Here is a 26,993-nt window from a genome sequence, read left to right as displayed (position 1 = left end):
ATGACCACCGGCAAAGACAAGTCGAAAGTCATGAGCCTTCGCCTCCCCGACAAGACCTATCGCCGCCTCCACGCCTACGGGGTTTCCAAGGGGCTCAGCGGCAGCGCAGCCGCCCGCGAGCTCATCGCCGCTGGGCTCGCCTCCGACGGCCTGGCGCTCTACTCCACCGAGCTCGGAACCTATCTGCGCGGCGTCATGCAGCCGCTACTCGAGCAGCTCGACCACACGCTCGACGAACGCAACGCCGAGCAGGAGGACCGCATCGCGCGCGTCGTGCACCGTGCTACGCGCGCCTCTATCGTCGCGGCAATCGCGGCAGTCGAGGTCGAAAAGGGCACGTTCGAGGGCTTGGATGGCGTGAGCGCCTCGGACATCTACGCCGCTTACGACAAGCAAGCCGGCCTCATGCAGCGCGGCATGACGCTCTCTGAGGCGAGGGGGCGCCTTTCTGATGGCAAGTCGTAGCAGCCTCGTCGTGAACGCCCGCGTGCACCTCCCCGGGTCGCGCGGGCGTTCCGCCGTCATCACTAACAACATCGAATACGTCGCCACGCGCGAGGGAGCCGACAAGTCAGCCACCGTCGACGACCTCAGGCGCTCCGAGCTCGCTGAGAAGATGGGGCTCGTCGGCTACTACGCCGAGAGGCCCGGATCGACCGCGCTCTTCGACCAGAACGGGGCCGTCCCGCTCCGCACGGCCCGCAGGGAGCTCGAAAAGGCTGACGGCGCGATTGCTACCGTTGTGCTCAGCGTCCGCAGGGACGAGGCATGCGAGCTCGACCTCGCGTGCAAGGAGGACTGGCAGCGCTTCTGCCGCCGAAACCTCGCGCCGGCGCTTGCCGAGGCAATGGGCATCCCCGAGTCCAGCGTCCGTTGGGTAGCCGCCGAGCACGAGAACCACCCGAATTCCAAGCACGTGCACGTTATTGCGTGGTCGTCCGATGGCTCGTTCGATTCACTCATGGCCCGCAACAGGCTCGACCGGGCAAGAAACGCGCTCACCGACGCGGCCCTGGCCCCGGCGCTCGCGGCCGAGTATGAGGCCCGCGACCTCACGAGGTCGCGGGCGGTCGACGCCGTCCGCCATATCCCCGCCGACGAGATTGGCGTCGCTCTGCCTGCGGACGGCCGAATCTCCTACGCGCACCTCCGCCGCTGGCACCCAGATGTCGCCAAGGCTGTCGATGTCGCAATCGCGGAAGCGGGGTCGAGGCATCCTGAAATCAAAGGGGCGAGCGCCGCCTACAGCAAGTCCGTGGAGCGCTGCGCCGACCTCAAGGGTCTTGAAGGCGTTGCGCGGGACCGCTACGTGAACGACGCCATGCGCGAGCTACGCGCGCGCCAGGGCAACGCCCTGCTGAGGGTCATCGCACCCGACCGGGCGACGGCCCCCGAAAGGGAACTGATGAGGTCCGCAAGGCCGGACGACGGGCCCGCGGCGGAGCGCAAGCGAATGAAGCCGCTCGTCGGCGAGGTCCGCGCCTGCGTCGTCGGTAAAGACCTGGAGAGAGCACGTGAAGCCGTGCGCAAGCGCAGGCCTATCCCAGAGAGGTGCCTCCGATCATGCCCGTCCTACGCGCTTTCTATGGCAAAAGCCCCGGTTGCCGCGAGCAGAGCCATTACCAAAGCGCTCGCGTTCGCAACGGAGAACCCCAGAAGAAAGAAGGACCTGTCAGATGAGGTCGGCCAGAAAGCCGAGCGCGCGCTCGCAAGGGCGCTCGCAGCCGCTGTATCGGCCGCGATTAGGGGCGATGCGGCGGGCATCGTGCTCGACTCAGCGAAAACAATAGTGAAGGGAATGATTCTATGAGCAAGCAGAAGAGCTTCAACGTCGACGAGGGCGCGCATTTCAAGCGCTGTGTCGCTGCCGGCACGGCCGTTGGGACCGCGATCGCGCTCGCCCTGCTGCCGGCGGTATGGCGCTGGCTGAAAGCACGGGTCATCGGCATCGCCGCAACGCTCACAAGCTTCGGGACGGCCGTAGCGCCCGAACCCCCCGGTACCATGTTCCAAAACCCGCTCGAAGCCCTGCCGGAGCTGATCCAGGACGATACTTTCCTCGTGGGATGCGCGGCAACCCTCACTGTCTCAATGGCTGCCGGCATCTGGAGCCACCTCGACTGGTCGCGCTGGCTCCACGACGGGACCTGGGTCGGTGGGCGCCGCGCGCCCGGCGCGCCCATCCACGGCGACGCGAGGCTCATCTCGGCGCACGGCGAGCTTAAGTGCCAGAGCGAGTCGTGGCAGGAGGGCGGCAAGCCCTCGGGCGGCACTTTGGTCGTGGGCGAGATCGGGAGGAGCGTCAGGCTCATCGACTCGGTCCACGCCTGCATCCTCGCCGAAAGCGGCGAGGGCAAGAGCCGCCGCGTCGCCATTTTATCAGCCATGGCTAACTTCGAGCAAGGCCGTTCCCTCATCATCAACGACATCAAGGGCGAGCTCAGAGCCTTCCTTGAGCCTGCGTTCGAGAAGGCGGGCACTCACCGCATCGTCGACGTGATGTTCGACGCGCCCGCATCCTCGGTTCGGTTCGATCCGCTCGAGAGGGCAAAGGAGGCCTTTAGGGCGGAGGGGGCCGGCGGCTGCGCGCGAGAACTGCGCGAGCTCGCGCGCTGCATCGTGCCCGCGCCGTCGAAAGGCCAGCCGTTCTTCTACGACGGCGCTCGGAACCTCTTCGTCGGTATCTCCCTCGCCCTCATCGAGGACGCGTCCATCCCGGAAGACGAGAAGACCGTCATGTCCGTCGCGGCCGCAATCTCGCCGTCGGGCGATCAAGGCCCGCTTGACCGCATCGCCGCCCTGGCGGCGTCTTTGCCCGCCGGAGACCCCGCCCTCCCCTTCCTCGGCGGACTCAACGGTGAGCACGGAGGCGGGCCCGGCATCGTCTCGACTCTGAGCAACTGCCTCACCGAATACGTCGACGGCAACGTTGCCCGGATGCTTCACGACGACGAGTGCGGCCTCGGGGACATCGGCGAGGAGCCCACAGCGGTCTTCATCTCATCGTCCTCGGCAACGGGCAACTACAAGAGACTCGTCCAGACGTTCGTTTCCCAAGCGCTCTCGGCGCTGCGCTCCTGCGCTGCGGGCCATGCCGGGCGCTGCCCCGTCGAGACCGTCCTCCTCCTCGATGAGGCGGCATCCCTCGGCCGCAACGAGAGGATTGTCCAGGACCTGGGAGAGATGCGCTCGGAAGGCGGCCATGTTTTCTGGTTCTGTCAGTCGCTCCTCCAGCTCCAGTCCGTCTCCGGCTACAGCCGAGAAGAAGCCGAGACGATACTCGACCTCCTCAAGGACAAGGTCGTTCTCTCCTGCTCCAACCTCGACACGGCGCGCAAGCTCTCGGAATCGATGGGCTCCTACACCGCGATCGCGCAGTCCACGAGTAGAACGAAGGGAACGAACACCGGGTCAACCGGCATGAGCGAGGGGCTCGTCCGCAGGCCGCTCATCACGCCCGACGAGCTCCAGCGTTGGACTGGCCGCGAGACGGGAGCCCTCGTGATCCACGACGGCGTACCTATGGCCTTCCCCAGCAGGGACGTCACCGAGACCTTCGTCGGGCCCATGCTCGGGATGACGTCCCCCGAGGCCGAACGGGCACTTATGGAGCAATCGACCGCTCGCCGCGAGATCAGGAACGAGACGGTACCGAAGATTTGGCAGGGCCCGACCGACCCCGGCGGCGCGGCGATAGCACCAACGAAGCCGAAAACGGTGGCAGGATACGTTCCCGAGGGCTTCTAGCCGCGTAATCGCCCATATCCAGCGGAAACGCCTCGATCAACTACGCGCCCGCACCCGCGTACTACACGCGGGTGCGGGTGTTTTTCGTTTTAGGTGCAGGCATCTACCTGCGCTTTCGAACTCGGCGCGCCGAGTTGCGCCGTTTGCCTCCGGCGAAACGTAGTGGAGCCTTATCCTGCACCGCCGCTTCGTGGCGGAAAACCGAATCCAAAATGACGCGTAGCATTCGAACCACAGCGCCGAAAAAATGACGTCAGAAGCCGGCAGCCGAACTATCCATCGAACAGGTCTGAATCGAAAAACTCTCTCAGGGAAACGCCGAGCCCGCCTGCGATGCGCTCGATATTCTCGATTGAGACGTTGCGCTTGCCGGTCTCGACTTCGGCGAAGTAGGTGCGCGACATCTCGATGGAGTACGCGAAGGCCTCCTGGCTCAGGCCGAGCCCGGCCCTTAGCTCCTTGATGCGGAGCCCCACGCGCATCTTGGGGTCCAGCTGAGTCATCGACACCTCCCATCCTTCGGTGTCAATGATTCAAGCCAACCCTATATAAGTCACACCTATATAAGTGACAATTTGAAATACAATGCAAATATTGAAGTATCGCAATCAGGAAGGAGCCATGGTGGTTACGGAGATTCCGAAGGTGACGGACGATATGGTCTCCGGGGATGCAGTGGAAAAGGAAGAGGGGAAACCTTTCGTGCTCTTCGGGCGCGAGTTTTCCCGTAAGCAGGTCTGCGCGGCTGGTGCGGGAATCCTCTGTGCGGCGCTTCTCGTCGGCGGCGGGGCTTACGCCATCTCACAGGCCAGTTGGACGGGAGATTCCAATGCTCCTGCGGTGTCCCAGTCAAAGGACGATGAGAAGCAGGACATGGTACTTACCCTTGAGGTAAAGGCTGACGGCTGGGATGCGGACACTTCCACGCCAGTCATCGCCCATATAGAGGATGCGGACGGGAAGGTGGACTTCTACACCGCCATCGCCGCGAACAAGCAGGTGACCGTAGAGGTCGGCAAGTCCGGCACCTACAGCGTCACCCTCATCCCGCCGGTGAACGCGGACGGCTCTACCTATAAGGCAGCGTCCAGTAAGGTCAAGGCCGGGAAAGATGACAAGAAAACGAACGGTACCGTCATCACGCTCGAAAAGGTGGATGCGGACAAGGTGACGAAGGATGACCTGACCGCCATCGCCAAGGACGTTGCAGCAGCCGTGAAGAAGGGCGATTCCACCCTGACCGGAGACAAGGGCGCGGCGGTCGCGAAGAAGTTCGAGGACAACATCAAGAAGAACCCGAACGCCGACGCGGATGCCGTCGAGAAGGAGACTGGGAAGGCCGAGGAGACCGCCAAGGAGGACAAGTCCGATGCAAAGACACCGGAGACCTCCGACAACAAGAAGAACGATTCCGGTTCCAAGAACGACAGCGGAAACAACGGTTCTGGAAATAAGTCGGACAGCAAGCCGAGCGGAGGTAGCGGAAACTCCGGCTCCGGTTCCAGTTCGGGCGGCTCATCAAAGAAGGATGACACCACGGCGCACCAGCACAATTGGGTTGCCCAGACCAAGACTGTCCATCACGACGCGCAGTACAAGACCGTCCATCACGACGCGCAGTACAAGACCGTTCACCACGATGCGGTTGTGAAGTATGTCAGCATTTGCAATAACTGCGGTGCAGATATTACCGGAAACGAAGCTGCTCATTTTAAGAACTCGTTGCTTAATGGTGGTAACTGTGGTTCTTGTCACGAAGAGTCTCGTACCGTGCAAGCGGCTTATGACGAACAGGTAAAGGTTTCCGATGCCTACGACGAACAGGTTCAGGTAAGTGCGGCTTGGGACGAAACCGTGACCACCGGGTACAAGTGCTCTTCCTGCGGAGCCACGAAATAGCGTCCGTAGCCGGATTCCGGGTCAGAGCGTGTATATGCCAGACAGGAGTCCATCGACGACAAACGCATAAATCCCAAAACTCGTCACGCACCCTCGAGTTTCCTTAAGCAAGGTTCCAAGGGGCAGCAGCCCCTTGGCGCGCAGGGGTGCGGGGATGGCGCGAGGCATCCCCGGAATAGCTGGCGCGGTCACGCCGATGGCATGCCCGCGCTCTCTGGATGCGCCTCACCCCTCTCCGGCGACGTACATGGTCCGCCCATTCTCGCAGTCGATGCTTTCCACGTCGCCGCGCCCGATGCGGACGGCGGCCCATCCGCCCTCATCCCCCACCAGGGCATCGGCCTCGCCGCACGCCTCCGAGACGAGACGCTCGAGCCCGGGCGACCCTTCCGGCGCGACACCCACCTCATACGCCCCTCCCTCGAGGTCCGTCTCGTACTCAACGACGACCGTCAACTCGTTTGCCTCGCCCGAAACCTCGCTAGGGCAACCTACGACACCGTACTCGAACATCCCCATGGAGCTACCTCCTCCTGACGGCGCTGAGCGGCTTCGGGGAGAAGTGTTCGTCGCGCTCGACGACGGCGAACCCCATCGAGCGATTCAACTCGACCATCTCCTTGATGCTGAAGTAGCCGAGCTCGTCGTCGTAGCCCTCGACGAGGCCGAACGCCTCGTCCGTTCCGTCGAACTCGAGCAGCCACCAGTCCCATCCGCTCACGCACGAGAAGTAGTGGGCGTAGACCGTGGGGTCCTCCGCCCCGTCCTGCCCGTAGAGCCTCGGCACCGTCTTGGCGATTTCCTCGGTCATCAGCTGCTGCATGTCTTCCTCCGTTCCGGGCACGCTGCCCTCAACATCTCGCCCCTGCGGGCAAAGCCGAATGGCGACGCCGCGCGTCGTCGTCGGCTTTGCTCCCTGCAAAGCCGCACCGGAGCGAAGACGGGTCAAGGGAGTCCATGACGACCTCCACCAACCGGAGCGGAGCGGAGGTTTGTGCGGGGTCTCATGGGCCCCTTGACGCGGCGTAGCGGAGGTGCCACCCACGTAACGGATACGAGGTCATGACCGGCGAATGCCACCGAAATGCTTGAAATCATTGGTCAAGACTGAAGAGAGGCGGCCGCCCCTAACGGACGGCCGCCTTAGCGAGCCTTACTAATTCGGTTCTTGTATATGATCCGAGACGCCCGCCAGGCAAATCCCGACAATCCTAGTGATAGTCGTTTGCGAAGGAGCCGTAGAAGAGCGCCTTACAGTCGACATCGCTGTAGCCCATCACGGCATCCTGCACATCGGATCGCAAGAGGTTGAGCACCTTGTACACGCCCTCGCCCATATCCCCGACGAAGAGTACCTGCTTGAACACATCGGGATAATCGCGCAGATAGGTCACATAGCCCCTAAGCTTTGCTAGCGTGTCGCCGAGGAACTCGCCATGAGGGTCAACGATGGACGGCCTGATGACGCCCGCTGCATCCTTCACGAAGAAGAGGAAGTCTGGATGCAGGGCCTTGCGTCCCACCGAAGACATGTACGGAATCGAAAACGCCTTAGCAGACATGCTGCCCGACGGATTGCGATAGAAGGCAACCGTGCGATTCTTTGCCAATTCGTTCCTAACGATATAGTCTTCCGCCGGGTTCAGGTCGAGCGGGCAGAGGCCGTCCTCTTTCTGCACGATATGGCACGGATATTTAGCGAAGTCGTCCGACGTGCTGGTAGACGTGGGCCACTCTATCTTTGTGAGGCGCTTGCCCTCAGTTTCACGGGCCAGCTCGTCGTAACGCTGCTTTGCCGAGTCGTTAAGGTAGTCATAATCGCCAGATCCATCGACCTTATCGAAGTATTCCTTTCGGCATTGAGCCGCCCAGCCCTCGAGCGCATCAACGATGGCCTGTGTGCGCACCGCTGCGGCAAGGCGCAAGTCGCACTCGGGGCGCCCAAGCTCCTTGAAGTTGGCGCGACGATACTCATTCGCAAACTCCTTAGTGAAATGCATGTCGGCGTCGCGGGCGGCCTTTCTGAGGCCCTCGGCGTCCGTGCGGGCCTCCTCCTGCTCCTGGTCCTCGGTCTCGTTGAGCTTGTCGAGCGTGATCTTGACGGTCTCGGCAACCTCTACGTCGTGTTTGGCTTCGCGGTACTCGTCCTCGTTAGCAACGATGTATCCCTTGAGCTTCTGGACGAACTGTTTTTTCACGTCGGCCGCGGCATTGACATCGAGGCCGGTCTCGACAAGCAGAGTCGCCGTCTTAACCAGGCTCTGGAATTCGTTTCTGGCCTTCTTCGGAATGCGCTGGACGGGTATGGAATCGAAGGCTGTGCGGATGCCCTGCCACTCCTGATGCGTGAAAGACTGCTCGCGTTTGGTGGGCGGCTTGGGCTTTGCCATGGGCACGGGTTTTACGACCGAGACGGGCTGGGTCGGCTCGGTCTGTGTGAAACTTGGCTCAGGTGTCGCAGGTTGCTGCGGGGCAGGCGCTGCAACGTAGTTGCCCGTTGCGGGCTGAGGCGCCGGCTCCGCTTCTGGCGCCGGAACGTCGACGGGCCTGACCGCCGAGGCAAGCGAGGGCTGCGTTCCCTGCATGTCCAACGGCTCTTGAATCGCGATGCCGGCAAGTGGCGCCTGGTAGCCGGGTTGTGCCCGCCGCGCCGCCTCAATGGCCTTCTCGTTCTCCTCGTACGCCTTGAGCTCCTGTTGGTAGTCGGCTTCGGACTTGGGCGCAGCCGCCGTGATAGTCACGGGGTTGAGAACGATGTTCTGCTTGCCGATGGAGCTCTCGCCCATGTCGTCCTTGCGGCCCATGAGGTAGTCGACCACGTCCTGAGTGCTCTCGGGATTGAACTGGGGCAGGTAGCAGGCGACGGAGTTCAAAAGATCATCGGATTCGATGCGCCGCGCGAGCGGGGTGCGTACCATACGTCCCACGAGCTGTGCGATATAGGTCGAGTCCGAACGCCTGCGCTGCGAGAAGATGACCTCCGCTCGCGGGCAGTCCCATCCGTTGGAGACAGCCTCCTTGGCGAAGAGCACGCGAATGCGCGAGGTGTCCTGAACGAACTCGGGCTCGACATAGGGGATGAGGTATTTTCCCGCCGCGATGTCCTTATGCTCGCCGAAGACGTTGGCGAACGACATCGCCTCGGAAAGGCCGGGGACCAGGCCCGTGATCTGGTCGCACATCTCAGCCAGGGCCGAGCTGCTCACGTTGTCCGCCGCTTGGATGAGCAGCAGCGGGTTGACGGGGCTCTCGCCCTCGCGGGCACAGTACTCGCCCCACTCGCGGCAGGCCAGGGCATAGCGCTCGCACGCCATAGTGAGGTACTGGTGCTCGACTGGGTCGTCCTTCTCTGGCACGCGCAACTCGATGATGTCCTTGAGCAGACCTGACTCCTGGACCTCGCGAGGGGTCACAGCGACCTTTGGCATACGCACGCGATCGGCGCGCTGGTCCATGGCCGCCTCGAACCTCTGCGGCGTGGCAGAGACCCCGACGACGATGGGCATCGCTGCACGGCCGTCGAGCCCATCAATGAGGCTGGCGTAGATAGTCACCGTGCCGCGCTCGCTCGAGGCATTGGCGCCCAAGCCGCGGTGCGCCTCGTCGATGAACAGATAGAGGTTACGCTCCGGGTCCCTGATGGTGCGGTCAAGGATGTCCCAGAACACGCGGCCGGAGTTGGCCTCACTACCCTTTGTGAGCAGGCCGTTCTTACTGAGTAGGTCCTTGCTGAGGAAATAGACGTGGCGCGGCTCGAGAATGTCGTGCGCGGCTCCGAAGTCGTTGGTAATTGTGACCAGGTGGCGCCTGTCGAGGATGCTGTCTGCCAGCTTGTCCGCCACGTTTGAGAAACGCACGCCCGTCTGCTCGTTCAGGCTCGGGGAATCCGAGAGCCAAAGAACGACGGCATTCTCGTCAGGCATGAGGCTCAGATCGTCGTCTCCGAAGAAGAGCGCTTCGATCGTCGCTGCGCACATGACCGTTTTGCCCGACCCCGTGGGAGATGCGAGGCATATCGAGGACAGCTCGCCGTCCTGCTCGTAGCGTCGGCGCATCGACTGCAACTTGTTCGCCAGGGTCGCGACCGCACCGGCTTGGAAATCCTTAAGTTCGACTCTCATGTTTACCTCACCGCATCCTCGGCGGCAATCTTGAACGATTGCAGGTAGTTCTCGTACAGGCGGACGACGTCGAGCCCAGGCAGTTGTGCCTTGACGGAGGCGTATCGAGCCGTGTCGTCCGTGATCACATAGGCGCACCCTATGCTGGCATTCTGCTTGACGGCGTCTATGAAAGCGCCGACCGAAGCAAAGTCGAAGAGGACGGCGTAGGCGTCGGCCATGGCAAAGCCCGGCTGCTCGTGCTTGATGATGCTGCCACGCGAACCAGCGCGCAGCCAGAGCAGGGGCGCGATCTCCTCGAAGGCCACGCCCAGCTCGACGGCGTCCGGGTCTTCGTAGGTGAGGTCAAAGAAGACGGCGTTTTCCTCGAAGCCGTCGGCCATGGGGAACTCGTCGGTGAACTTGTAGTCACCCTTGATGGAATCGCCCTCGGGCGTCTTGCCCGTGATGGCCGCCGTGACGCGTGGTTTGGTAACGTACTGGCAGATGCCCAGCGCCTCCCATTCGGGGTCGCCCTGGCGAAGACCGCGCTTGGTGAGCTTTTTGGATTCGTCCTCGGAGACCTCGTTATTCGTTACGCTGATGGAGCGCCTGCGCCCGCCGTCCTGATGGTTCAAGCGCATGACGGCATGTGCCGTGGTGCCCGATCCTGAGAAGAAATCGACTACAAGGGCGTCGGGCTTGTCGGCAACAACGGAAGCGATTGAGAGCTCGGTCGCATAAAGGGACTTTGGAAATGTGAAGCGCCTATCGCCGATGAACTTTTTGATATATCGGCTCCCGTATTCACCGGCAGAGAACTGCGTGCCACTCCAAACAGTTGTTGGAATGGCAGAGCGCTCTCCCTGCTCTTCGAGAAGCAAGGACCCATCCTCAGCCTTGCCGATGAGTTTAATTTCTCCATTCTTGAGACGCTCCTCTTGGGAATCTCCTAGGTAAAGGAGGGAGTACCGATCACTCTTTTTGTTGTACTCACCTACTTTTGCGCACCCGCGATCAAGCTTGGCCTGTAGAGCATTCTGGGAAATCCTCCAAGTCGCCTCTCGGCCATCGGTCCTAATAGGCCAAACTGCCCTGAGACCCGTTTTTGTCGGTATCTTTGTCCAGTCTTGTTCAAGGGGGAGAGAAGCGCCGAGCTCCTTAATGGTCGCGGTCTCCTCATCGATATAGATGGGATAGAAGAGGTTCGGCCTTGCGGTGCGAGCGGCATTGGGACCGCCCCTCAGCAGCCACTCCCAACGTACTTTACGTTGGGAGCGGCTGCTCGACGCGTCATCAGCCACTTTTTCCTCAAGTTCTCCGAACTCAACGGAATAGAGTCTGCGGTCCACTTGGCACGGCGCGGCGGTGCCAAAAAAGCAAAAGACAGCGTACTCGTCAGCTCTCTTGAACTGGTTGCCGCGGGCAACCCCGTTCTTGTTTATGGTGATTGAAACCGTCTGGATACCGGTCGCGTTGGGAAAAACGCTCTCTAAAAGAAGCTCAAGCCTTGCGTACTCCTTCTCGTCGATCGTCACGATGAGTACGGAATCGTTGGGATTGAGCAGCTGCTTGGCGAGCTTGAGGCGGCGCTCCATGAAGGCGAGCCACTTGGAGTGGCGATAGGCGTCGGAGCCGTCGACGTAATCGTTGTTGTATTTCCAGTCGCGGGCACCGGTGTTATAGGGTGGGTCAATATATATGCAGTCCACTTTGCCTGCATAGGCAAAGGCCAAGGTTTCAAGAGCATGGTAGTTTTCGCCGTTAATGACTACTTGATAGGGCTTATCGCCAGCGCGCTCGACACGCCCAGTCTCTTTGAGGCCAGCATAAATCGGCTGGTCATATTCAGCAACAGGCACGACATCGTTGACGGCAACGGAGCGGGGCTCACATTCGTTTTCGTCATATGAGGGCGATTGATATGGCTTTAGATCAGCAACCCCCCCCCGAACGGCATTTACCAACCATAGCAGTTGGGAGCTAGAGTCCTCTTTTTTACCACGCTCGGGAAGCACCTGTACGACATCGCCCTCCATGATAGGTTTGCCATAAAGGCGAAGTCGCTCTGGACGGTTGTGTTCGAACACAAGCCCAAACTGGCGCTGCGCCGCAAAGGCGCGGATGTCGGCAGCGAGCTGACGATCGCCCAACTTGACAGCGCGATCAACAAGGTTCTGAACGACCGCTTGCGCCGTCTGAGACATCACTTCTCCCCCTTGCACTTCTCGTCAATCCATTCGCGCAGGACTTTAGCCACCGTCTTATCCTGGCGCGCGGCATAGGACTTAAGAGCCCGCTTATCCTCGCGGGTTATCGAGAGCGTGAACTTATCTAGCTCCCTTTCGGCATGAACAGCCTGATCTTCCTCCATGATCGCCCCTCCGAATTGACCTGTTCTACGTTCCTTAATTGACCGAAATCATTTTACTTCAGAATACGTAATTACGTAATTACGTATGCCAATTTGAGCCATGCATCACTCAATCACTAGTCAGTATTCGTTGACGAATCGTTGGGGATAACGAATATATCGAGGTAGACAGTCGTTTTTTCCGTCTGTGAGTACCAGCAAATCGATACTCAAAACGTCGTGAGTACATTTTGAGTACCAGTCCGAGCGGCCTCTTGCGGGCGGACGCGATCTGCCGGTCAGCATTAATTGAAATAAATTGATGGCGTTACTTCGGTAATTGAAAACACTTTAAAAAATACCAGCAAACAATAATCCCAGCTAAACAGCTTGAGAGATTGCGTGGCTGGTTTGCATGTACCACATACACCACAATGCACAAGCATCCATGGCACGCAAATAAAAAACGAGGGAGGCCGCATCCGACCTCCCTCGCAAAGAGCTATTTACTATTCCCACTCGATGGTCGCGGGCGGCTTGGACGTGATGTCGTAGCACACGCGGTTGGCGCCGGGAACCTCGGCCACGATGCGGCCGGAAATGCGGGCCAGCACGTCGTAGGGCAGCTTGGCCCAGTCGGCGGTCATGGCATCGCTGGACTCGACGGCACGCAGGATGATCGGGCGCTGATAGGTGCGCTCGTCGCCCATAACACCGACGGACTTGATGTCGGGCAGGACCGCGAAATACTGCCAGCAGCTGTGCTCGGAGTTGCGCTCGCCAGTCTGCTCAAACAGACGCTGGTTGTAGGCGTCGAGCTCCTCGCGCACGATAGCGTCAGCGTTCTTGAGGATCTCGAGCTTCTCCTTGTCGACCGCGCCGATGATGCGGATGGCAAGACCCGGGCCCGGGAAAGGCTGGCGGAACACGATGTGACCCGGCAGTCCGAGCGCCAGACCAAGCGCGCGGACCTCGTCCTTAAAGAAGTGGTCGAGCGGCTCAATAAGGTCGAAGTGCACGCCCTCGGGGAACGGGATCAGGTTGTGATGGCTCTTGATGGTGGCCGCCTTGCCGCCCGTCTTGCGAGCGCCGGACTCGATGATGTCGGGGTAGATGGTGCCCTGAGCCAGATACTTGACCGGCTTGCCATCGGTCTCGAGCTGCTGCGCCACGGCGAAGAACTCTTTCCAGAACTGCGTACCGATGATGCGGCGCTTCTCCTCGGGCTCGGTCACGCCGGCCAGAAGCTCGGCATAACGGTCCTCGGCGTGGACGTGGATAAAGTCGACGTCAAACTGCTTGGTGAAGACCTCCTCCACTTGCTCGGGCTCGCCCTTGCGCAGCAGGCCGTGGTTGATGAACACGCAGGTCATCTGCTTGCCCACGGCGCGAGCGCCCAGCGCAGCCACGACGGAGGAGTCGACGCCACCGGACAGGGCCAGAATCACGCGGTCGTCGCCGACCTTCTCGCGGAACTCGGCCGTCATGGTCTCGACCAGGTTGTCCATGCTCCAGTTGGGCTCCAGGCCGCAGATCTCAAACAGGAAATTACTCAGCAGCTGCTGACCGTACTCGGAGTGCTTAACCTCGGGGTGGAACTGCGTGGTGAAAATCTTGCGCTCGACGCACTCCATGGCAGCAACCGGGCACACGTCAGTGCTGGCGGTAACGGTAAAGCCCTCGGGCACCTCGGAAACGGCGTCGCGGTGGCTCATCCACACGGTCTGCTCCATAGGCGTGGAGTTAAAGAGCTTGGCGCCGGCCGTGCGCATGATGGTGGCGCGGCCGTACTCGCCCACCTCGGAGTGGCCGACCTTGCCGCCGAGCGTCACGGCCGTGATCTGATGGCCGTAGCAAAAGCCCAGGACGGGAAGGCCCAGGTCAAAGATGGCAGGATCGATGGACGGAGCGTCCTCGGCATACACGGAAGCCGGGCCGCCGGAAAGGATGAGCGCAGAGGCGTTCATCTCGCGAATCTCGTCGGCCGAGATGTCGCAGGGGACGATCTCGGAATACACGTTGAGGTCGCGGACGCGACGGGCAATGAGCTGACCGTACTGCGCACCAAAGTCGAGTACGAGGACCTTTGCGGAAGCCTTTTGATCCATGGTTCCCCCTCTTGTTGGCGGGGAGCCGGTGCCCACCCGCGTGAATGAACGAAAATAGCCTTCATAGTGTACACGTTATATGGGGCTTCTCGCCCCTCGCAGCCATCAGCGCACGGCAAACGCACGACCTAGGCCCCTATTTGACGGCAATTGAAGTGTTACCGAACGTTACAGATGATGTAATACGTTTGAACATTGGACGCCCTGTGCCACAATACTGCCGAACGACTCCGCCCTTGCGGCGGCAAATACGATAGGAATACCAGCATGAAGCGCATCCTTCTCATCGCCACGGGCGGCACCATCGCATCGACCGAGGACGGCAACGGCCTCTCCCCCGCCCTGACCGGTGAGGAGCTCGCCCAGAGCGTCCCCGAGATCTCGGACCTCTGCGAGCTCGACGTGGTGCAGCCCATGAACATCGACAGCACCAATATGCGCCCGAGCGACTGGATGCGTATCCGCGACGTCATCGTCGAGGGCTATGCCGACCACGACGGCTTTGTGGTCCTGCACGGCACGGACACCATGAGCTACACCGCGGCAGCGCTTTCCTACCTGATTCAGGACAGCCCCAAGCCCATCGTGCTCACCGGCTCGCAAAAGCCCATGGGCAATCCCTTTACCGACGCCAAGCTCAATCTGTATCAGAGCCTGCTCTATGCGCTCGACGAGCATTCGCACGACGTCTCGATCGTGTTTGGCGGCGTCGCCATTGCCGGCACGCGCGCCCGCAAGCAGCGCACCATGAGCTTTAACGCGTTCATTAGCGTCAACTATCCGCCCATCGCCTATATCCGCAACGACCGCATCGTGCGCAACGGGCTCCACGGCACGCATCAGGGCGAAAACCCGGTGCGTTTCTACGACAGCATCGACCCGCGCGTGTTTGTCCTTAAGCTGACGCCCGGCGTGAACCCGGGTATCCTGGACGCCCTAGCCGATAGCTACGATGCTGTAATTCTTGAGACCTTTGGCATTGGCGGTATTCCCGAGTTTGGCGAGTCGGGCGAGTTGTTCCAAGAGGCAATTTTCCGCTGGGTCGATTCGGGTCGCACCGTCGTTATGACCACGCAGGTCCCCGAAGAGGGCCTCGATCTGGGCGTTTATGAGGTCGGCCGCGCTTACGCCGATCATCCGGGCATTCTGCGCGGCGATGATATGACCACCGAGACGCTTGTGGCCAAAACCATGTGGGCGCTCGGCCAGTCACGCGATGCGGCAGAGATTCAGCGCCTGTTCTACAGCCAAGTCAACCACGATCGCATCCCGATGGAGTAATTCAGTTGTCGACGGGTATCCCCTATTCGATACCCTCGAGAAGCTCTGACACCGTCATGCCGAGTGCGGGCGCGATCTTAAATAGAACCTTGAGCGTGAAATTTGCCGTCCCATCTTCGATTCGGTCGAGGTAGGGTCGGCTGATTCCTGTCGCCACACAAAAATCAACCTTGGAGATACCAAGGTCCCTGCGTGTCTCTTCGACCCGCCTGCCAAGAATCTGTTTCGCACGTTCGTCCATGCAGCCGAGTTTGAAATGGAGCCGAACATAAACGTAAACTATAGTTTACGTTTTCCCGAATACACAGGAGTTTTCTATGTCGGGTTCTTCGGTCCGCATGTACCGAGCCACGCTTCGCACAAACAGCGCGCCGCCCAAGCTCGTCGTCGTTGAAGCTGAATGCCTTTCGCCCGATGAGCGCACAGCATTTGCATTGCTATCAAGTCGCGTCGCCGCCGTTCTGGTCCCTTGCCCGGCGCGAGGTGAACTTGCCATCCGATGCCAAACGCACGGCTGCTCGCTCAATCAGGCTGCCGTGATCGCAACCAGCCAACGCGGTCTGCCCCTTCTCCTGGAAGCCGGTATCGCACTCGCCCTTCGCGGCGCCGGATACGAAAACGAGGCCGCCGCCGACATGGTCTTTAAACCACGATCGAGCGGCGGCCTCGCAGCAGCCATTGAATATGCGTGCAGGCTCGTTGCCTAAAAGGACAAGCTAGAAACCAAAGCCAAAGCCCGTTCCAGTAATCGCCGAGTACATAAAGTAAACGTTGATCACGTTGAGGAACACACCCGTGATGCAACCGTTGCGCAGGTAGCGCTCACACACGATGCGCGCCATGGCGGCGGAGTCATCATTATTTTTTGCCTGGCGTCCCGCCGTAAAGTACGTCGCCACGCTCAGCAGCAGATTGAGTACCGGCAGCGCCAACAGCTCGTAGCTCTTGCCCCAGCGCGTCACCTCGCCGGCGGCGTTAAACTTCGTTGCCACCTCGGGGCCAATGTTGGGGATAACACACGCTGCAACCACCAGCGGGATCACCGCAAGTACGAGCAGCGCAATACCCATGTACCCAGCTTTTTTGCCGTATTTAAACATATGCGTCGCCCTTACACGTTAAAGCGGAAGTGCACGACGTCGCCATCGGCCATGACATAGTCCTTGCCCTCAATACGCAGCTTGCCGGCGGCCTTGGCGCCCTGCTCGCCGCCGAGCTCGATGTAGTCGTCGTAGCCAATGACCTCGGCCTTAATAAAGCCGCGCTCAAAGTCGGTATGGATAACACCGGCGGCCTGCGGAGCGGTCGCGCCCTGGCGAACCGTCCAGGCCTTGACCTCCATCTCGCCGGCCGTAAAGAACGACTGCAGACCGAGCAGCTTATAGGCCGCCTGCGCGAGCACGTCCAGACCAGGCTGCTCCAGGCCCAGGCTCTCCAGGTAGTCGGCGGCGTCCTCGGGGTCGAGCTCGGAAAGCTCGGCTTCGATCTTGGCACAGATGGGCAGCGGCTTGACACCATCGATGGGCGCCAGGTCCTCGTTGAGCATGTCCTCGTCCACGTTGGCCACATACAGGATGGGCTTCATGGTGAGCAGGAACAGGCCCTTGGCGGCAGCACGCTCCTCGTCGGTCATCTCCATGGATGCGGCGCGCTTGCCCTCGTTGAGCCAGGCAAGCAGACGCTTGGCGACCTCGAACTTGGGCATGAGCTCCTTGTCGCGCTTGGCCTCCTTCTCGAGCTTGGGCAGCTGTTTTTCGAGCGTGCCCATGTCGGCCAGGATGAGCTCGGTCATGATGGTATCGGCGTCACCGGCGGGGTCGACGAACTCGCCCGTGCGGCCCACCTCACGCATGACGTTAGGATCCTTAAAGTAGCGCACGACCTCGCAGATGGCATCGGTCTCGCGGATGTTGGCCAGGAACTGGTTGCCCAGGCCCTCGCCCTCGTTGGCGCCCTTCACCAGGCCTGCGATGTCGACGAACTCGACCGTCGCCGGCACAATGCGGCCCGGGTTGACAATGTCGGCGAGCTTTTGCAGGCGGCTATCGGGCACGTCAACGATACCCACGTTGGGGTCGATCGTGGCAAACGGGTAGTTGGCGGCAAGGCCGGTCTTTTTGGTAAGCGCGGTGAACAGCGTCGACTTGCCCACGTTGGGCAGGCCCACGATACCGATGGAAAGGGACACGACAGCTCCTTTTGGTACAGGTACTTCAAACTTCATAAGTATAGCGCCGCCGCAGCATCCGGGCGAATCCGGACACCACGGCGGCGCAAATGAAGCAGAGATAGAGCTCGCTGACTAGTCCGCGAGCTTCTCCACCTGATCGAGCATCTTGTCAAGCTTGGCCTTTGCCTCGGCCTTGGCCTTCTGGGCCTCTTCGTGGGCCTTGGCCTTCTGAGCGGCCTTTTCCTCGGCCTCGGGGTCGACAACGACCAGATTGGACGCATCGTGCTCGACCAGCTTGAGCGCATGCTCGGGGCACACCTTGACGCAGGCTCCGCAACCTAGGCAATACGTGGACTCCAACGCAAAGCGGCCGCTTCCCACCAGATCACAGGCAAACGTGGGACACACGTTGACGCACTCGCCGCACGACGTACACTTTTCAAAATCGCACTCCGGCGTGCTCACCTGCATATTCTGGGCAAGCTCGGGATGGTTCTGCAGTGTCGAGAGCACCAGCTGCCGCCCGTGCGTGAGCGAACGTCGACGCTTGGTCGTCGTGGTGCCGCACATGGTGTTGAGCGTACGCTCGAGCTGGGTAATCTGATGGCGATGAGCCTTGAGCTTTTGCGTCACCGAGGCCAGCGCCGCCGTCGCCGGATTGAGCTTGGTCACCGTTAGGCCCGTGGTGCGGGCAATCTTTTCCATGTACTCCTTGCGCTCGTACTCGCGGCGCTTATGGCATTTGAGGCTCTTGGGGTCGACCTCCAGGCCCATGCCCGTACCCGCCCACTCCTCGGCGGTAGCAATGGCCTCGCCCAGAATGTCCTCGCCACCGGTGTTGCGGCACTTATCGCACACGCCCAACGGCAGGTAAACGCTCACGTTGGGATAGTCGGCCAGTACCGAGAACCAGGTCTCGGCCGTAATATCGCCCACGCAGGCAACGACGACCTCGTTTTCACGCGGCATGCGCTTGAGGGCGCGCGTGCAGGTGACGTAGGCGGTCTCGTGGCTCGTAGCAGCAGAGACGATATCGTCATACAGGTTTTTGGGCGCCAGGCGCGGCGAGATGATCGCCTCGGTCGGACAGGCAGCGGCGCACAGGCCGCACTTGCGACAGGAGTCGAGGATCTCGATGGCGTCTTCCTCGACCTCGATAGCGTTGACCGGGCACACGTCCATGCACGCGGTGCAGCCGCTCTTTTCGTTTTTGCAGGTCAGGCACGGAATGGTGTTGCCGCGCGGACGCTCTTTATAGTCGGCAGGATTCCACTGCGGCGCCGATGGATCGAGTGCATCGGTCACACCGCCAAGCGGGTTTTTAAGAAAGTCGAAACCCTTGCTGATCTCGATAATATCATCAAACAGATCGTGTTCCTGCGCCATGCGCGGCCCCTCCCTGAGCAGTGCAAACAAGCAAGAGATAATGATACGCCATCGGCCCACGCCTCGGGCAAATTACACGCGGTGCACCTTTGAGGCAGATAGCCCATGGCCTATCGCCGCCCCGATTGCACAAGGTCAATCAAGCGCCAAACTATGCCTCGCACATGAGCTGCACGAGTTTTTGTTTGGTCACCTTGGCCTGTTCGTTAGCCATATTGCGCTCGTTTCTAAAGACCGCATTTGCAACACCCTGCAGATCGGCATCGGAAATCTCGCCAAGACCCAGCTCCTCGAGCGTCGTCGGCAGACCAACGCGCTGGCAAAACTCGAGCACCTGATTAAGCTCGGGCGCACGCTCCAGGCGCAGCTGCACCACCAGACCAAATGCCACGGCCTCGCCATGCATGGCCTTGCACTCGGGCAGGATCGTCAGACCATTGGCAATGGCATGCGCCAACGCCAAGCCACCGCTCTCAAAGCCGACGCCCGAGAGCAGAATATTGCACTCGATCAGACGCTCAACCGCCGGCGATATACGTCCCTTTTTGAGATCGCGTTTTGCAGCGACGCCGCACTCCATAAGCATGTCATAGCAGGCACGAGCCGCAACCAAGGCCAAGTGTCCCGGCGCGCCACCGTGCTCGTTGGTGCCGTGCGCCGCGGCGCACGAACGCGCCTCGAAGTACGTTGCCAGCGCATCGCCCATACCAGCGACCGTCATACGCAGCGGGGCCGCCGCGACCACGTTGGTATCGACCACGACTAGGTCTGGATTCTTCTCGAGCATCAGATAGCGGTCGAACGACCCATCCTCGTGATACAGCACCGAAATCGCGCTGCACGGACCGTCCATCGACGCCGCCGTGGGGCATACGCACAACGGCAACTCGGCATAAAACGCAACGGCCTTGGCGATATCGAGCATTTTGCCGCCGCCAATACCCACTACCATGTCGCAATACTCGGCCTGGGCTTCCTTAGCCATTTCGACAACGGCCTCTTCCGTACACGGACCGTCATAAATCTTAAAGAACGGCTCGCTTAGATCGTCGTCCAGAAATCCATCGACGATCTGCCTGCACAGCCGATCCTCGGTGCCCTGGTCAAACAAGACATAGGCAGCGCAGCCCAACCATGACAAATACCTGCCCTGACGCGAGAGTTCGCCCGGCCCCTGAACATACCGGCCGGGACCGCCATAAACCATGGGAAGCGCCATGCGAGAATCCGCCCTTCATCAAACAACGATTGGTGCAAAGTAACCTGTCCCCCTGCACCAACTTGTGCATTGGGGACAGGCTACTTTGCACCATAGCAAAAAAGGGCCCCGCGCACAGAGCGCGAGACCCTTTGCAAGACAGTGAGAACCGATTAGAAATCGATGTCGGTGTCGTAGTAGCAGGCCTTGAGGATCTTCTCGAAGTCGGCAGCCTTGGTCTCACGCGGGTTCTCGGGCGTGCAGGCGTCCTGCTCGGCGTTCGCGGCGATCTCGGGCAGCTTGGCGAGGAACTCCTCCTCGGAAACCATCTGCGGGTTCTCGGCGTCGACCTTCACGCCACCATTCGCGTAATCCTTGATGGACTGCGGAATGTTGAGCTGGTCGTTGAGGTCGCGGATCTTCTGGACGAGCGCAGCGATGAGCTCCTCGTTGGTCTCGCCGGGAAGGTGCAGGATCTCCTTGGCCACGTAAGCGTAACGCTCGGCAGCACGGGGATCCTTGGAGTTCCACTGGATGACCTTGCCCAGGTACATGGCGTTAGCGGCACCGTGGATGATGTGGCCGTTCTCGAAGGCAGCACCGGTCTTGTGAGCCATGGAGTGAACGATGCCGAGCAGGCCCGAGGAGAAGGCGATACCGGCGATGCACTGAGCCTCGTGCATGTGCTGACGGGCCTCATGGTCGCCAGCATAGGACTTGGGCAGCCACTCGACGATCTCGCGGATGCCGTGCAGAGCGTTGGCGTCGGTGAACATAGAGGCGCAGGTGGAAACGTAGGCCTCCATGCAGTGGGTCAGAGCATCCATGCCGGTGTGAGCGCACAGCTTGGCGGGCATGGTGTAGGTGAGCTCGGGGTCGACGATGGCGACATCAGGGGTGATGTTGAAGTCGGCCAGCGGGTACTTGATGCCCTTTTCGTAATCCGTGATGACGGAGAATGCGGTGACCTCGGTAGCAGTGCCGGAGGTAGAGGAAATGGCGCAGAAGTGAGCCTTCTGACGCAGCTCGGGGAAGCTGAACGGCTGGATAATGTTGTCGAAGGACTCCTCGGGATACTCGTAGAAGACCCACATGGCCTTAGCAGCATCGATGGGCGAACCGCCGCCGATAGCAACGATCCAGTCGGGCTCGAAGTCGCGCATAGCGGCTGCGCCCTTCATGACGGTCTCGATGGAGGGATCGGACTCGACGCCCTCGAACAGCTTGACCTCCATGCCGGCCTCTTTGAGGTCGGCCTCAACGTCCTGCAGGAACCCGCCGCGGCGCATAGAGCTGCCGCCAGAAACGATGATGGCCTTCTTACCCTTGAGGTTCTTCACCTCGTGGCGAGCGCCCTCACCAAAGTACAGATCGCGAGGATTGGTAAAACGTCCCATACTGTGCCTCCTAAACAAGCCCCTCTTAGACTTGCGTATATAACGGAGCACCCAATTGGCTCCGTTAGGACCGGTTTGCGCGTTGCCGGCGATGACAATGCGCGATGTCTAAACGTCTCAACGCTCAGACAAACACTATTTTACCGTTCTGGTTGGTCAGTTATTCACCTAAAGCCGCCAATGATGAAACGTTTTTTCTATCCCTGAAGACCCTTGTGCGGCATTCATACTCCCAAGCTGGGCAAACGTTTTATCAAGGTTGACTACATATCCCGGGCAGGACCGTGCCCCTCCAAAATATGCACCGTTCGCCGCCAAAAATCGACCGTTTGCGGCACCGTGATACCACTCGGTCGTCCAAGGTGCCGACATTTGTGCGACATCCGTCTTCGTGGTGCAAAGGTGCAAGTCCAAGTGCGGCACCCCCGGTGTGCCACATGCGGGTAAACTAGAACCTTATATAGAGATATTTGAACCCTAACCGCAGCAAAGGAGGCTCCATGGCATTCGATCCCATTCAAGAGGATTGCCATCGCCTCGTTCTTGAGGCCTTGCGCCGCGACAATATCCCACTCACCGACGGTGCTGCCGTAGAGCGTCTGATGGAACAATTCACCCGCAACCCCGCACCGCTCATCGTGCACGACCGCGACCGCGCCGGGCACCTCATTGCCAAGGTGGTCGAGGCTGTCGACTACCGCATTCCCTTTATCCCTGACGATACCCAGGCAGAGCAAGAAGAGGCAGCTGCCGAAAACATGCTCCGCGAGGCAGCCGCACTCGACCCGGCCAACTGGGATGCCCAGCGCATGCTGACGGCGCTCACCGCCGAATCCAACGAGGAATACGTGCAGTATCTGGTGTCCAAGTGCGACGAGGTGGAGCACGATCTGGCGCTCAAGACCGCCTCGGCGCAGGACCCCTACGAGCGTGAGGCCGCAGGCGACCTTACGCGCCGCCCCTATCTGCGCTGGCTTGCCGCCTTGGCATCGCGCGCCCTCATTAGCGGCCGCTATCGCATGTCGCTCGAAGCCGCGAATCGCAGCTTGGACTTTGCGCCCAACGACCCCGCTGGTGTCCGCCACACCGCGATGCTCGCCATGGCAAAGCTCGAATACCCCGCCGAGGAGCTCAAGCGCTTTCGCTCCGCACACTCCGTCCCCTATCTCGCCAACACGCCGCTGCGCCGTCGTCCCAAGGATGCGGAGCGCGACTTGGACCCGTGGACGCTCATCGCGCTGATGAGCGCTGCCTGGCGCGAGCTGGACTACGAGGGCGCCGAGCACTATTTGCGCATCCTCGCACGCTCGTGCCCGCACGCGGCCGAGGCGCTCTACTTCCAAACCGAGTTTCCCGATGGCGTCTATGCCCGCGTCAACGTGGGTGTGGGCTCCACCGACGAGCTCGTCCTTGCGCTGTCCGAGGCGACGCCGGTACTGCAGGAGGGCCTGGGCGCCCCCGACAACGCCAGCTTTGCCGCCTGGGTCGCCACCAACGATATCGTGCGTTCCCAGATCGACGAGCGCATCCTGCGCGCGGCCGAGCAGGGGCTTCCATTTAAGGGAGGGGACCTCTAATGGATCCGAGCGTCTACATCCCCGCCTACCTGGAGCGAACCTATCTGGCGTCGCACCCCGAGCTCACCGATGCAGCACGCGAACTTGTCCATAACGACGTGGGTGTCAACCCTCAAAAGTATGCGCAGTCCGAGCATGCCCAGGCACTGCTGTCCTACGCCGGTGTTCATCGCCACCTGCTCGACGAGCTCCATCGCATCGAGGACATGGGCAGCGACGAGGAGTTTGAGCAGACGCGCAACCGCCTGTTCGACGATATGCGTGATGAGCTGCTCAAGATCGTCCGCATCGATGCGCATGTCCTCGACGCGCAGCTGCTCGCCATCATTTTGGCGGACACGCCCGTCGACGCCTGCCTGGGCGACCTGATGAAGCTCGAGGCGACCACGGCCGATTACCTGCAGCAAAGCGTGCCCGGGTTCGACATGGAGGCCCCGCACTACTGGGCCAACAAGGTTTTGACGGACGGCGCGACAGCGGCCGATCTCACCGTAAGCGAGCCGGCTCTTATCGGGTGGCTTCACACACTCGAGGCCATCTCGCAGCTGTGCATGGCGAGCGCTCGCTACCGTGCTGCCGCCAACTACGCCCGCCGCGTCCTTAAAGCAGAAGGCTATCCCACCCGAGCCGCAGGCACCGTGTTGCTCGCCCTTGCTCGCTTGGAAGACGAGGACGGCTTTTTTGCCCTAGCCCACCAGCTCGAGGAGCAGATGGGAGCCGATGCCCTCGAGAACTCCCCCTGGTACCTACTCGCCCGCACGATTCTGCTGTTCAAAACAAACAAGATGCGCCCGGCGACACGCGCGCTGCGCGAGTTTGCCAACCGTTGCGAGGGCGGTGCGTTCTTCTTGCTGAACCCCATGTACCAGACGCCGTACCTTCCCTGCCGGCCCGAGCCGCGCGATCCCTGGGATCTTTCGCACCAGGCCGTTTGGGAAGCGGACGGTATTATCTCGGACACTCCCGACTTTGCCCCCTGGGCCAATGCCTGTGAAGACGTGTCACAGCTTGCCCAGGAATTTGCGCGCCGCTACGGTTTTTAGTGACGCACTCGACCCGACCATGTCGTTTACGTTAGGAACGGTTTCATGAACCTCCGCTCATCTCTCGCCTGTACCTCGAGCGATATCGCTCGCTGGGGGCTGCGCTCTGTCCTCAAACGCCAGGGCGGCGTACTCCCCGGCCGCATCGCCATGAAGATCGACCCCGAGTTACTGAGCGACCTCGCTGGCCTTGTCGACCGCAGCGTGGTGATTACGGGTACTAATGGCAAGACCACCACCTCCAACCTCATCGCCGACGCCGTTGCCGCCAGCGGCGCCACCGTGGTATGCAACCGCGCCGGCAACAATATGGAGCCTGGTGTGGTGGGTGCTCTGCTCGAGGCCCGCGACGGCCTTAAGCGAGCCGGTGGCAAGCGCGTGGGCGTTTTTGAGTGCGATGAGCTCTACACCGTGCGCGTCCTGCCCAAGCTCAAGCCGACGTACTTCGTGCTGCTCAACCTGTTCCGCGACCAGCTGGATCGCTATGGCGAGATCGATCACACCCAGGAGGTCATCGCCCATGCGTTGGAGCTCTCTCCGGCAACAACGCTCATCTACAACGCAGACGACCCGCTGTGTGCCGCGATCGCCGCGCGCGTTCCCAACGCGAGTATTGCCTTTGGCATCGATGGCGCCACCAACACCGAGTCCGACCGTATTAGCGACTCGCGCTTTTGCTCGCAGTGCAACGCCCCGTTGGAGTACGACTATGTGCAGTATGGTCAACTCGGCGCCTACCATTGCCCCTCGTGCGGTTGGGCCCGCCCTGCGCTTGTCCGTCGCGTGACGGGCGTGGAGCTCGGCTGCGACGGCTACGGCTTTGACCTGGTCTTTGGATCTGCGCCCGACGCGGCTGCCGCACACATCGCCACACGCTACAACGGCCTGTACATGGTCTATAACGTTGCCGCCGCCTTCTTTGCCGCACATGAGTTAGGCGTGGATGCGGCGCACCTGCAGCCCACGCTCGATGCCTATGTGCCCGCCGGTGGTCGTATGGGGCGCTGGGATATCGCCGACCGCACTGTCGAGGCCAACCTGGCTAAGAATCCCGTGGGCTTCGATCGCCAGATCCAGTCCATTAAGACGGCGGGCGGCAGGCTCTGTGCTTTCTTCCTCAACGACAACGACGCCGACGGACACGATGTATCGTGGATCTACGACGTCGACTTTGAGCGCATCGCCGACACGCCGGGTCTTGTCGCCTTTGCCGGAGGCACGCGCGCGCACGACATGCAGGTGCGTCTCAAGTACGCCGGCATCGATGCCGCGATTATCTCGGACGTCGCGCAGGCAATTGGCGCCGTGGCAGACGAGGCCGCCAATGACACCTTCTACGCCGTCGCCAACTACACGGCCTTCCCGCCGCTGGTCAAGGAGCTCGACGGGCTGAAAGGCGCCACCGCCGACGCTGTTGCCGGGCGCGCCGTAGCCCGTGCCGACGGCAGCGCTCTTCCTGTCGGCATCGCGCCAGTCGAGCTTTCGCGCCCGCTGCGCATCGTCTACCTGTATCCCGATGCCCTTAACCTCTACGGCGACGGCGGCAATGTTATCGCGCTCGAGCGCCGCTGCGTCTGGCGCGGCATTCCCGTGCGCGTGGACGAGGTCCGTATGGGCGAAACGCTTGATTTGACCGATGCCGATATCGTCATGATGGGTGGCGGCTCCGACCGCGACCAGCTAGCCGTGGCACACGAGCTGCTCGCCCAAAAAGACAAGGTCGCGGCCTATGTTGAGGATAGCGGCTCGCTGCTTGCCATCTGTGGCAGCTATCAGCTGCTCGGCCGTTCGTACTATATGGGCGAAAATCGCATCGAGGGCCTGGGCGTCATTGCCGCCGAAACCGTACGTGGCTCCGATCGCCTGATCGGCAACGTAGCCGTCAAAACCGATCTGGCACCTGAGCCCTTTGTGGGATTCGAGAACCATGGCGGCCGCACGCTTTTGGACGCCGATGCCACGCCGCTCGGAACGTCCGTCGTCACGGGCACCGGCAACAACGGCGACGATGGCTTTGAGGGTCTGATCTACAAGGGCGTCATCGGCACGTACCTGCACGGGCCGGCGCTGCCCAAAAACCCCGAACTCGCCGACTGGCTGATCGCCCATGCCCTCGAGCACCGTGGCGATGCACAGGCCGCCGCCCTGCTGCCGCTCAAGCCCCTCGACGACACCTACGAGCACGCCGCCCACGACGCCGCCATGAAGCTCCTCCCCTAGCACCTCACCACCACAAAGGGGACAGGCACCTTTGTGGTGGTTTTTCAGTTTGCCAACGATATGTGAACGGCTAAAAAAGTCTGCTATACTCTTTCCCGCTGTCCCCATCGTCTAGCGGCCAAGGACGCCACCCTTTCAAGGTGGATATCGCGGGTTCGAATCCCGCTGGGGGCACCATTTAAATTAAGAAGCCCGTTACCCCCGCGGTGACGGGCTTTTTGCTACCGATATGCCGGGATTCGAACCCGACAGGGTGCGGAGCTGAGGAAACGCGCAAGCGTTTTCCAGCGCAGCACGCAAGGAGCGAAGCGACGAAGCGGAAGCGGGCGGCGCCAGCCGCACGCGGATATCCCGCTGGGGGCACCATTTAAACTGAGAAGCCCGTTGCTCTCGCTGAACTGCCTCCCATTTCTTGGACATGAGAAATGGGAGGCTTTTGGAGTGGGAAGGATAAACTGGACTTTCTTTTAAGGATCCTCAAGCGTATTGCCGCTCGTATTCCACTGGAGACATG

The 26,993-nt window shown here is 61.0% G+C and carries 22 protein-coding genes and 1 tRNA gene; 10 read left to right on the top strand and 13 right to left on the bottom strand.

The window, feature by feature from the left end; all coding sequences use genetic code 11:
• Genes I2F59_RS06850 through I2F59_RS06840 form a run of 3 tightly spaced genes read left to right on the top strand, consistent with a single transcriptional unit; the run spans position 1 to position 3,747 of the window.
• A complete protein-coding gene (locus tag I2F59_RS06850; RefSeq protein WP_195503663.1) occupies positions 1 to 465 on the top strand; it encodes a hypothetical protein in 465 nt (154 codons plus the stop codon).
• On the top strand, positions 452 to 1,810 hold the full coding sequence (locus I2F59_RS06845; protein ID WP_195503662.1) for a hypothetical protein: 1,359 nt from the start codon (positions 452 to 454) through the stop codon (positions 1,808 to 1,810). Before I2F59_RS06850 ends, I2F59_RS06845 begins: the two co-directional genes overlap by 14 nt.
• Positions 1,807 to 3,747, top strand: coding sequence for a type IV secretory system conjugative DNA transfer family protein (locus tag I2F59_RS06840; RefSeq protein ID WP_195503661.1), 1,941 nt, complete (start codon positions 1,807 to 1,809; stop codon positions 3,745 to 3,747). The genes I2F59_RS06845 and I2F59_RS06840 overlap by 4 nt, the downstream gene beginning before the upstream one ends.
• A 272-nt stretch (positions 3,748 to 4,019) precedes the next feature.
• On the opposite strand, the gene I2F59_RS06835 is transcribed toward I2F59_RS06840, so the two are convergent.
• Complete coding sequence (locus tag I2F59_RS06835) at positions 4,020 to 4,250, bottom strand: helix-turn-helix domain-containing protein (RefSeq protein WP_195503672.1); 231 nt, start codon at positions 4,248 to 4,250, stop codon at positions 4,020 to 4,022.
• Positions 4,251 to 4,371: 121 nt separating this feature from the next.
• Between I2F59_RS06835 and I2F59_RS06830 the strand changes: the two genes are divergently transcribed.
• Positions 4,372 to 5,646, top strand: a complete 1,275-nt coding sequence (locus tag I2F59_RS06830) for a hypothetical protein (RefSeq protein WP_229065379.1) — start codon at positions 4,372 to 4,374, stop codon at positions 5,644 to 5,646.
• 225 nt (positions 5,647 to 5,871) lie between these two features.
• Here I2F59_RS06830 and I2F59_RS06825 read toward each other — a convergent pair whose 3' ends face one another.
• The 6 genes from I2F59_RS06825 to guaA all read right to left on the bottom strand — a co-directional run bounded on the left by I2F59_RS06825 (position 5,872) and on the right by guaA (position 14,207).
• Positions 5,872 to 6,165: a hypothetical protein gene (locus tag I2F59_RS06825; protein ID WP_195503659.1), complete on the bottom strand. Its 294-nt coding sequence runs from the start codon at positions 6,163 to 6,165 to the stop codon at positions 5,872 to 5,874.
• 4 nt (positions 6,166 to 6,169) lie between these two features.
• Positions 6,170 to 6,469 (bottom strand): DUF2958 domain-containing protein, encoded by a 300-nt coding sequence (locus I2F59_RS06820; protein ID WP_195503658.1) that lies wholly within the window; start codon positions 6,467 to 6,469, stop codon positions 6,170 to 6,172.
• Between the two features lie 388 nt (positions 6,470 to 6,857).
• Positions 6,858 to 9,767: a DEAD/DEAH box helicase family protein gene (locus I2F59_RS06815; RefSeq protein WP_195503657.1), complete on the bottom strand. Its 2,910-nt coding sequence runs from the start codon at positions 9,765 to 9,767 to the stop codon at positions 6,858 to 6,860.
• 2 nt (positions 9,768 to 9,769) lie between these two features.
• Complete coding sequence (locus I2F59_RS06810; RefSeq protein ID WP_195503656.1) at positions 9,770 to 11,953, bottom strand: site-specific DNA-methyltransferase; 2,184 nt, start codon at positions 11,951 to 11,953, stop codon at positions 9,770 to 9,772.
• The gene (locus tag I2F59_RS06805) at positions 11,953 to 12,120 is read right to left on the bottom strand and encodes a hypothetical protein (RefSeq protein WP_158553195.1); all 168 of its coding nucleotides are present in this window, start codon (positions 12,118 to 12,120) and stop codon (positions 11,953 to 11,955) included. Before I2F59_RS06805 ends, I2F59_RS06810 begins: the two co-directional genes overlap by 1 nt.
• Before the next feature lie 488 nt (positions 12,121 to 12,608).
• Positions 12,609 to 14,207 (bottom strand): glutamine-hydrolyzing GMP synthase, encoded by a 1,599-nt coding sequence (gene guaA / locus I2F59_RS06800; protein WP_195503655.1) that lies wholly within the window; start codon positions 14,205 to 14,207, stop codon positions 12,609 to 12,611.
• Positions 14,208 to 14,474: 267 nt separating this feature from the next.
• On the opposite strand from guaA, the gene I2F59_RS06795 reads away from it, so the two are divergent.
• On the top strand, positions 14,475 to 15,488 hold the full coding sequence (locus I2F59_RS06795; RefSeq protein WP_195503654.1) for an asparaginase: 1,014 nt from the start codon (positions 14,475 to 14,477) through the stop codon (positions 15,486 to 15,488).
• A 22-nt stretch (positions 15,489 to 15,510) separates the two neighbouring features.
• Here I2F59_RS06795 and I2F59_RS10075 read toward each other — a convergent pair whose 3' ends face one another.
• Complete coding sequence (locus I2F59_RS10075) at positions 15,511 to 15,729, bottom strand: helix-turn-helix domain-containing protein (RefSeq protein WP_035136926.1); 219 nt, start codon at positions 15,727 to 15,729, stop codon at positions 15,511 to 15,513.
• Positions 15,730 to 15,805: 76 nt separating this feature from the next.
• Between I2F59_RS10075 and I2F59_RS06785 the strand changes: the two genes are divergently transcribed.
• Positions 15,806 to 16,195, top strand: a complete 390-nt coding sequence (locus tag I2F59_RS06785; RefSeq protein ID WP_195503653.1) for a hypothetical protein — start codon at positions 15,806 to 15,808, stop codon at positions 16,193 to 16,195.
• A gap of 9 nt (positions 16,196 to 16,204) precedes the next feature.
• Here I2F59_RS06785 and I2F59_RS06780 read toward each other — a convergent pair whose 3' ends face one another.
• The 5 genes from I2F59_RS06780 to I2F59_RS06760 form a co-directional block, all read right to left on the bottom strand.
• The gene (locus I2F59_RS06780; protein ID WP_089572786.1) at positions 16,205 to 16,588 is read right to left on the bottom strand and encodes a DUF1648 domain-containing protein; all 384 of its coding nucleotides are present in this window, start codon (positions 16,586 to 16,588) and stop codon (positions 16,205 to 16,207) included.
• An 11-nt stretch (positions 16,589 to 16,599) separates the two neighbouring features.
• Positions 16,600 to 17,676, bottom strand: coding sequence for a redox-regulated ATPase YchF (gene ychF / locus I2F59_RS06775; RefSeq protein ID WP_055309950.1), 1,077 nt, complete (start codon positions 17,674 to 17,676; stop codon positions 16,600 to 16,602).
• A gap of 114 nt (positions 17,677 to 17,790) precedes the next feature.
• Positions 17,791 to 19,044: a 4Fe-4S binding protein gene (locus tag I2F59_RS06770; RefSeq protein ID WP_195503652.1), complete on the bottom strand. Its 1,254-nt coding sequence runs from the start codon at positions 19,042 to 19,044 to the stop codon at positions 17,791 to 17,793.
• 151 nt (positions 19,045 to 19,195) lie between these two features.
• Positions 19,196 to 20,263 carry a glycerol dehydrogenase gene (locus tag I2F59_RS06765; protein ID WP_195503651.1) on the bottom strand — a complete coding sequence of 356 codons (1,068 nt, stop codon included), beginning with the start codon at positions 20,261 to 20,263 and terminating at the stop codon, positions 19,196 to 19,198.
• Between the two features lie 152 nt (positions 20,264 to 20,415).
• Positions 20,416 to 21,639 (bottom strand): iron-containing alcohol dehydrogenase, encoded by a 1,224-nt coding sequence (locus tag I2F59_RS06760; protein WP_022093871.1) that lies wholly within the window; start codon positions 21,637 to 21,639, stop codon positions 20,416 to 20,418.
• Positions 21,640 to 22,139: 500 nt separating this feature from the next.
• Between I2F59_RS06760 and I2F59_RS06755 the strand changes: the two genes are divergently transcribed.
• The 4 genes from I2F59_RS06755 (at position 22,140) to I2F59_RS06740 (ending at position 26,656) form a co-directional block, all read left to right on the top strand.
• Positions 22,140 to 23,216: a tetratricopeptide repeat protein gene (locus I2F59_RS06755; RefSeq protein ID WP_195503650.1), complete on the top strand. Its 1,077-nt coding sequence runs from the start codon at positions 22,140 to 22,142 to the stop codon at positions 23,214 to 23,216.
• Positions 23,216 to 24,259 carry a hypothetical protein gene (locus tag I2F59_RS06750; protein WP_195503649.1) on the top strand — a complete coding sequence of 348 codons (1,044 nt, stop codon included), beginning with the start codon at positions 23,216 to 23,218 and terminating at the stop codon, positions 24,257 to 24,259. Before I2F59_RS06755 ends, I2F59_RS06750 begins: the two co-directional genes overlap by 1 nt.
• Positions 24,260 to 24,304: 45 nt before the next feature.
• A complete protein-coding gene (locus tag I2F59_RS06745) occupies positions 24,305 to 26,479 on the top strand; it encodes a MurT ligase domain-containing protein (RefSeq protein ID WP_195503648.1) in 2,175 nt (724 codons plus the stop codon).
• 100 nt (positions 26,480 to 26,579) lie between these two features.
• Positions 26,580 to 26,656 (top strand) — tRNA-Glu (locus I2F59_RS06740).
• Positions 26,657 to 26,993: the final 337 nt, after the last annotated feature.

Origin of the sequence: Collinsella aerofaciens (genome assembly GCF_015556945.1) — a bacterium.
Classification (GTDB): Bacteria; Actinomycetota; Coriobacteriia; order Coriobacteriales; family Coriobacteriaceae; genus Collinsella; species Collinsella aerofaciens_AO.
The sequence above is the reverse complement of the archived record's forward strand: the minus strand, read 5'-3'. Positions and strand labels throughout refer to the sequence as shown.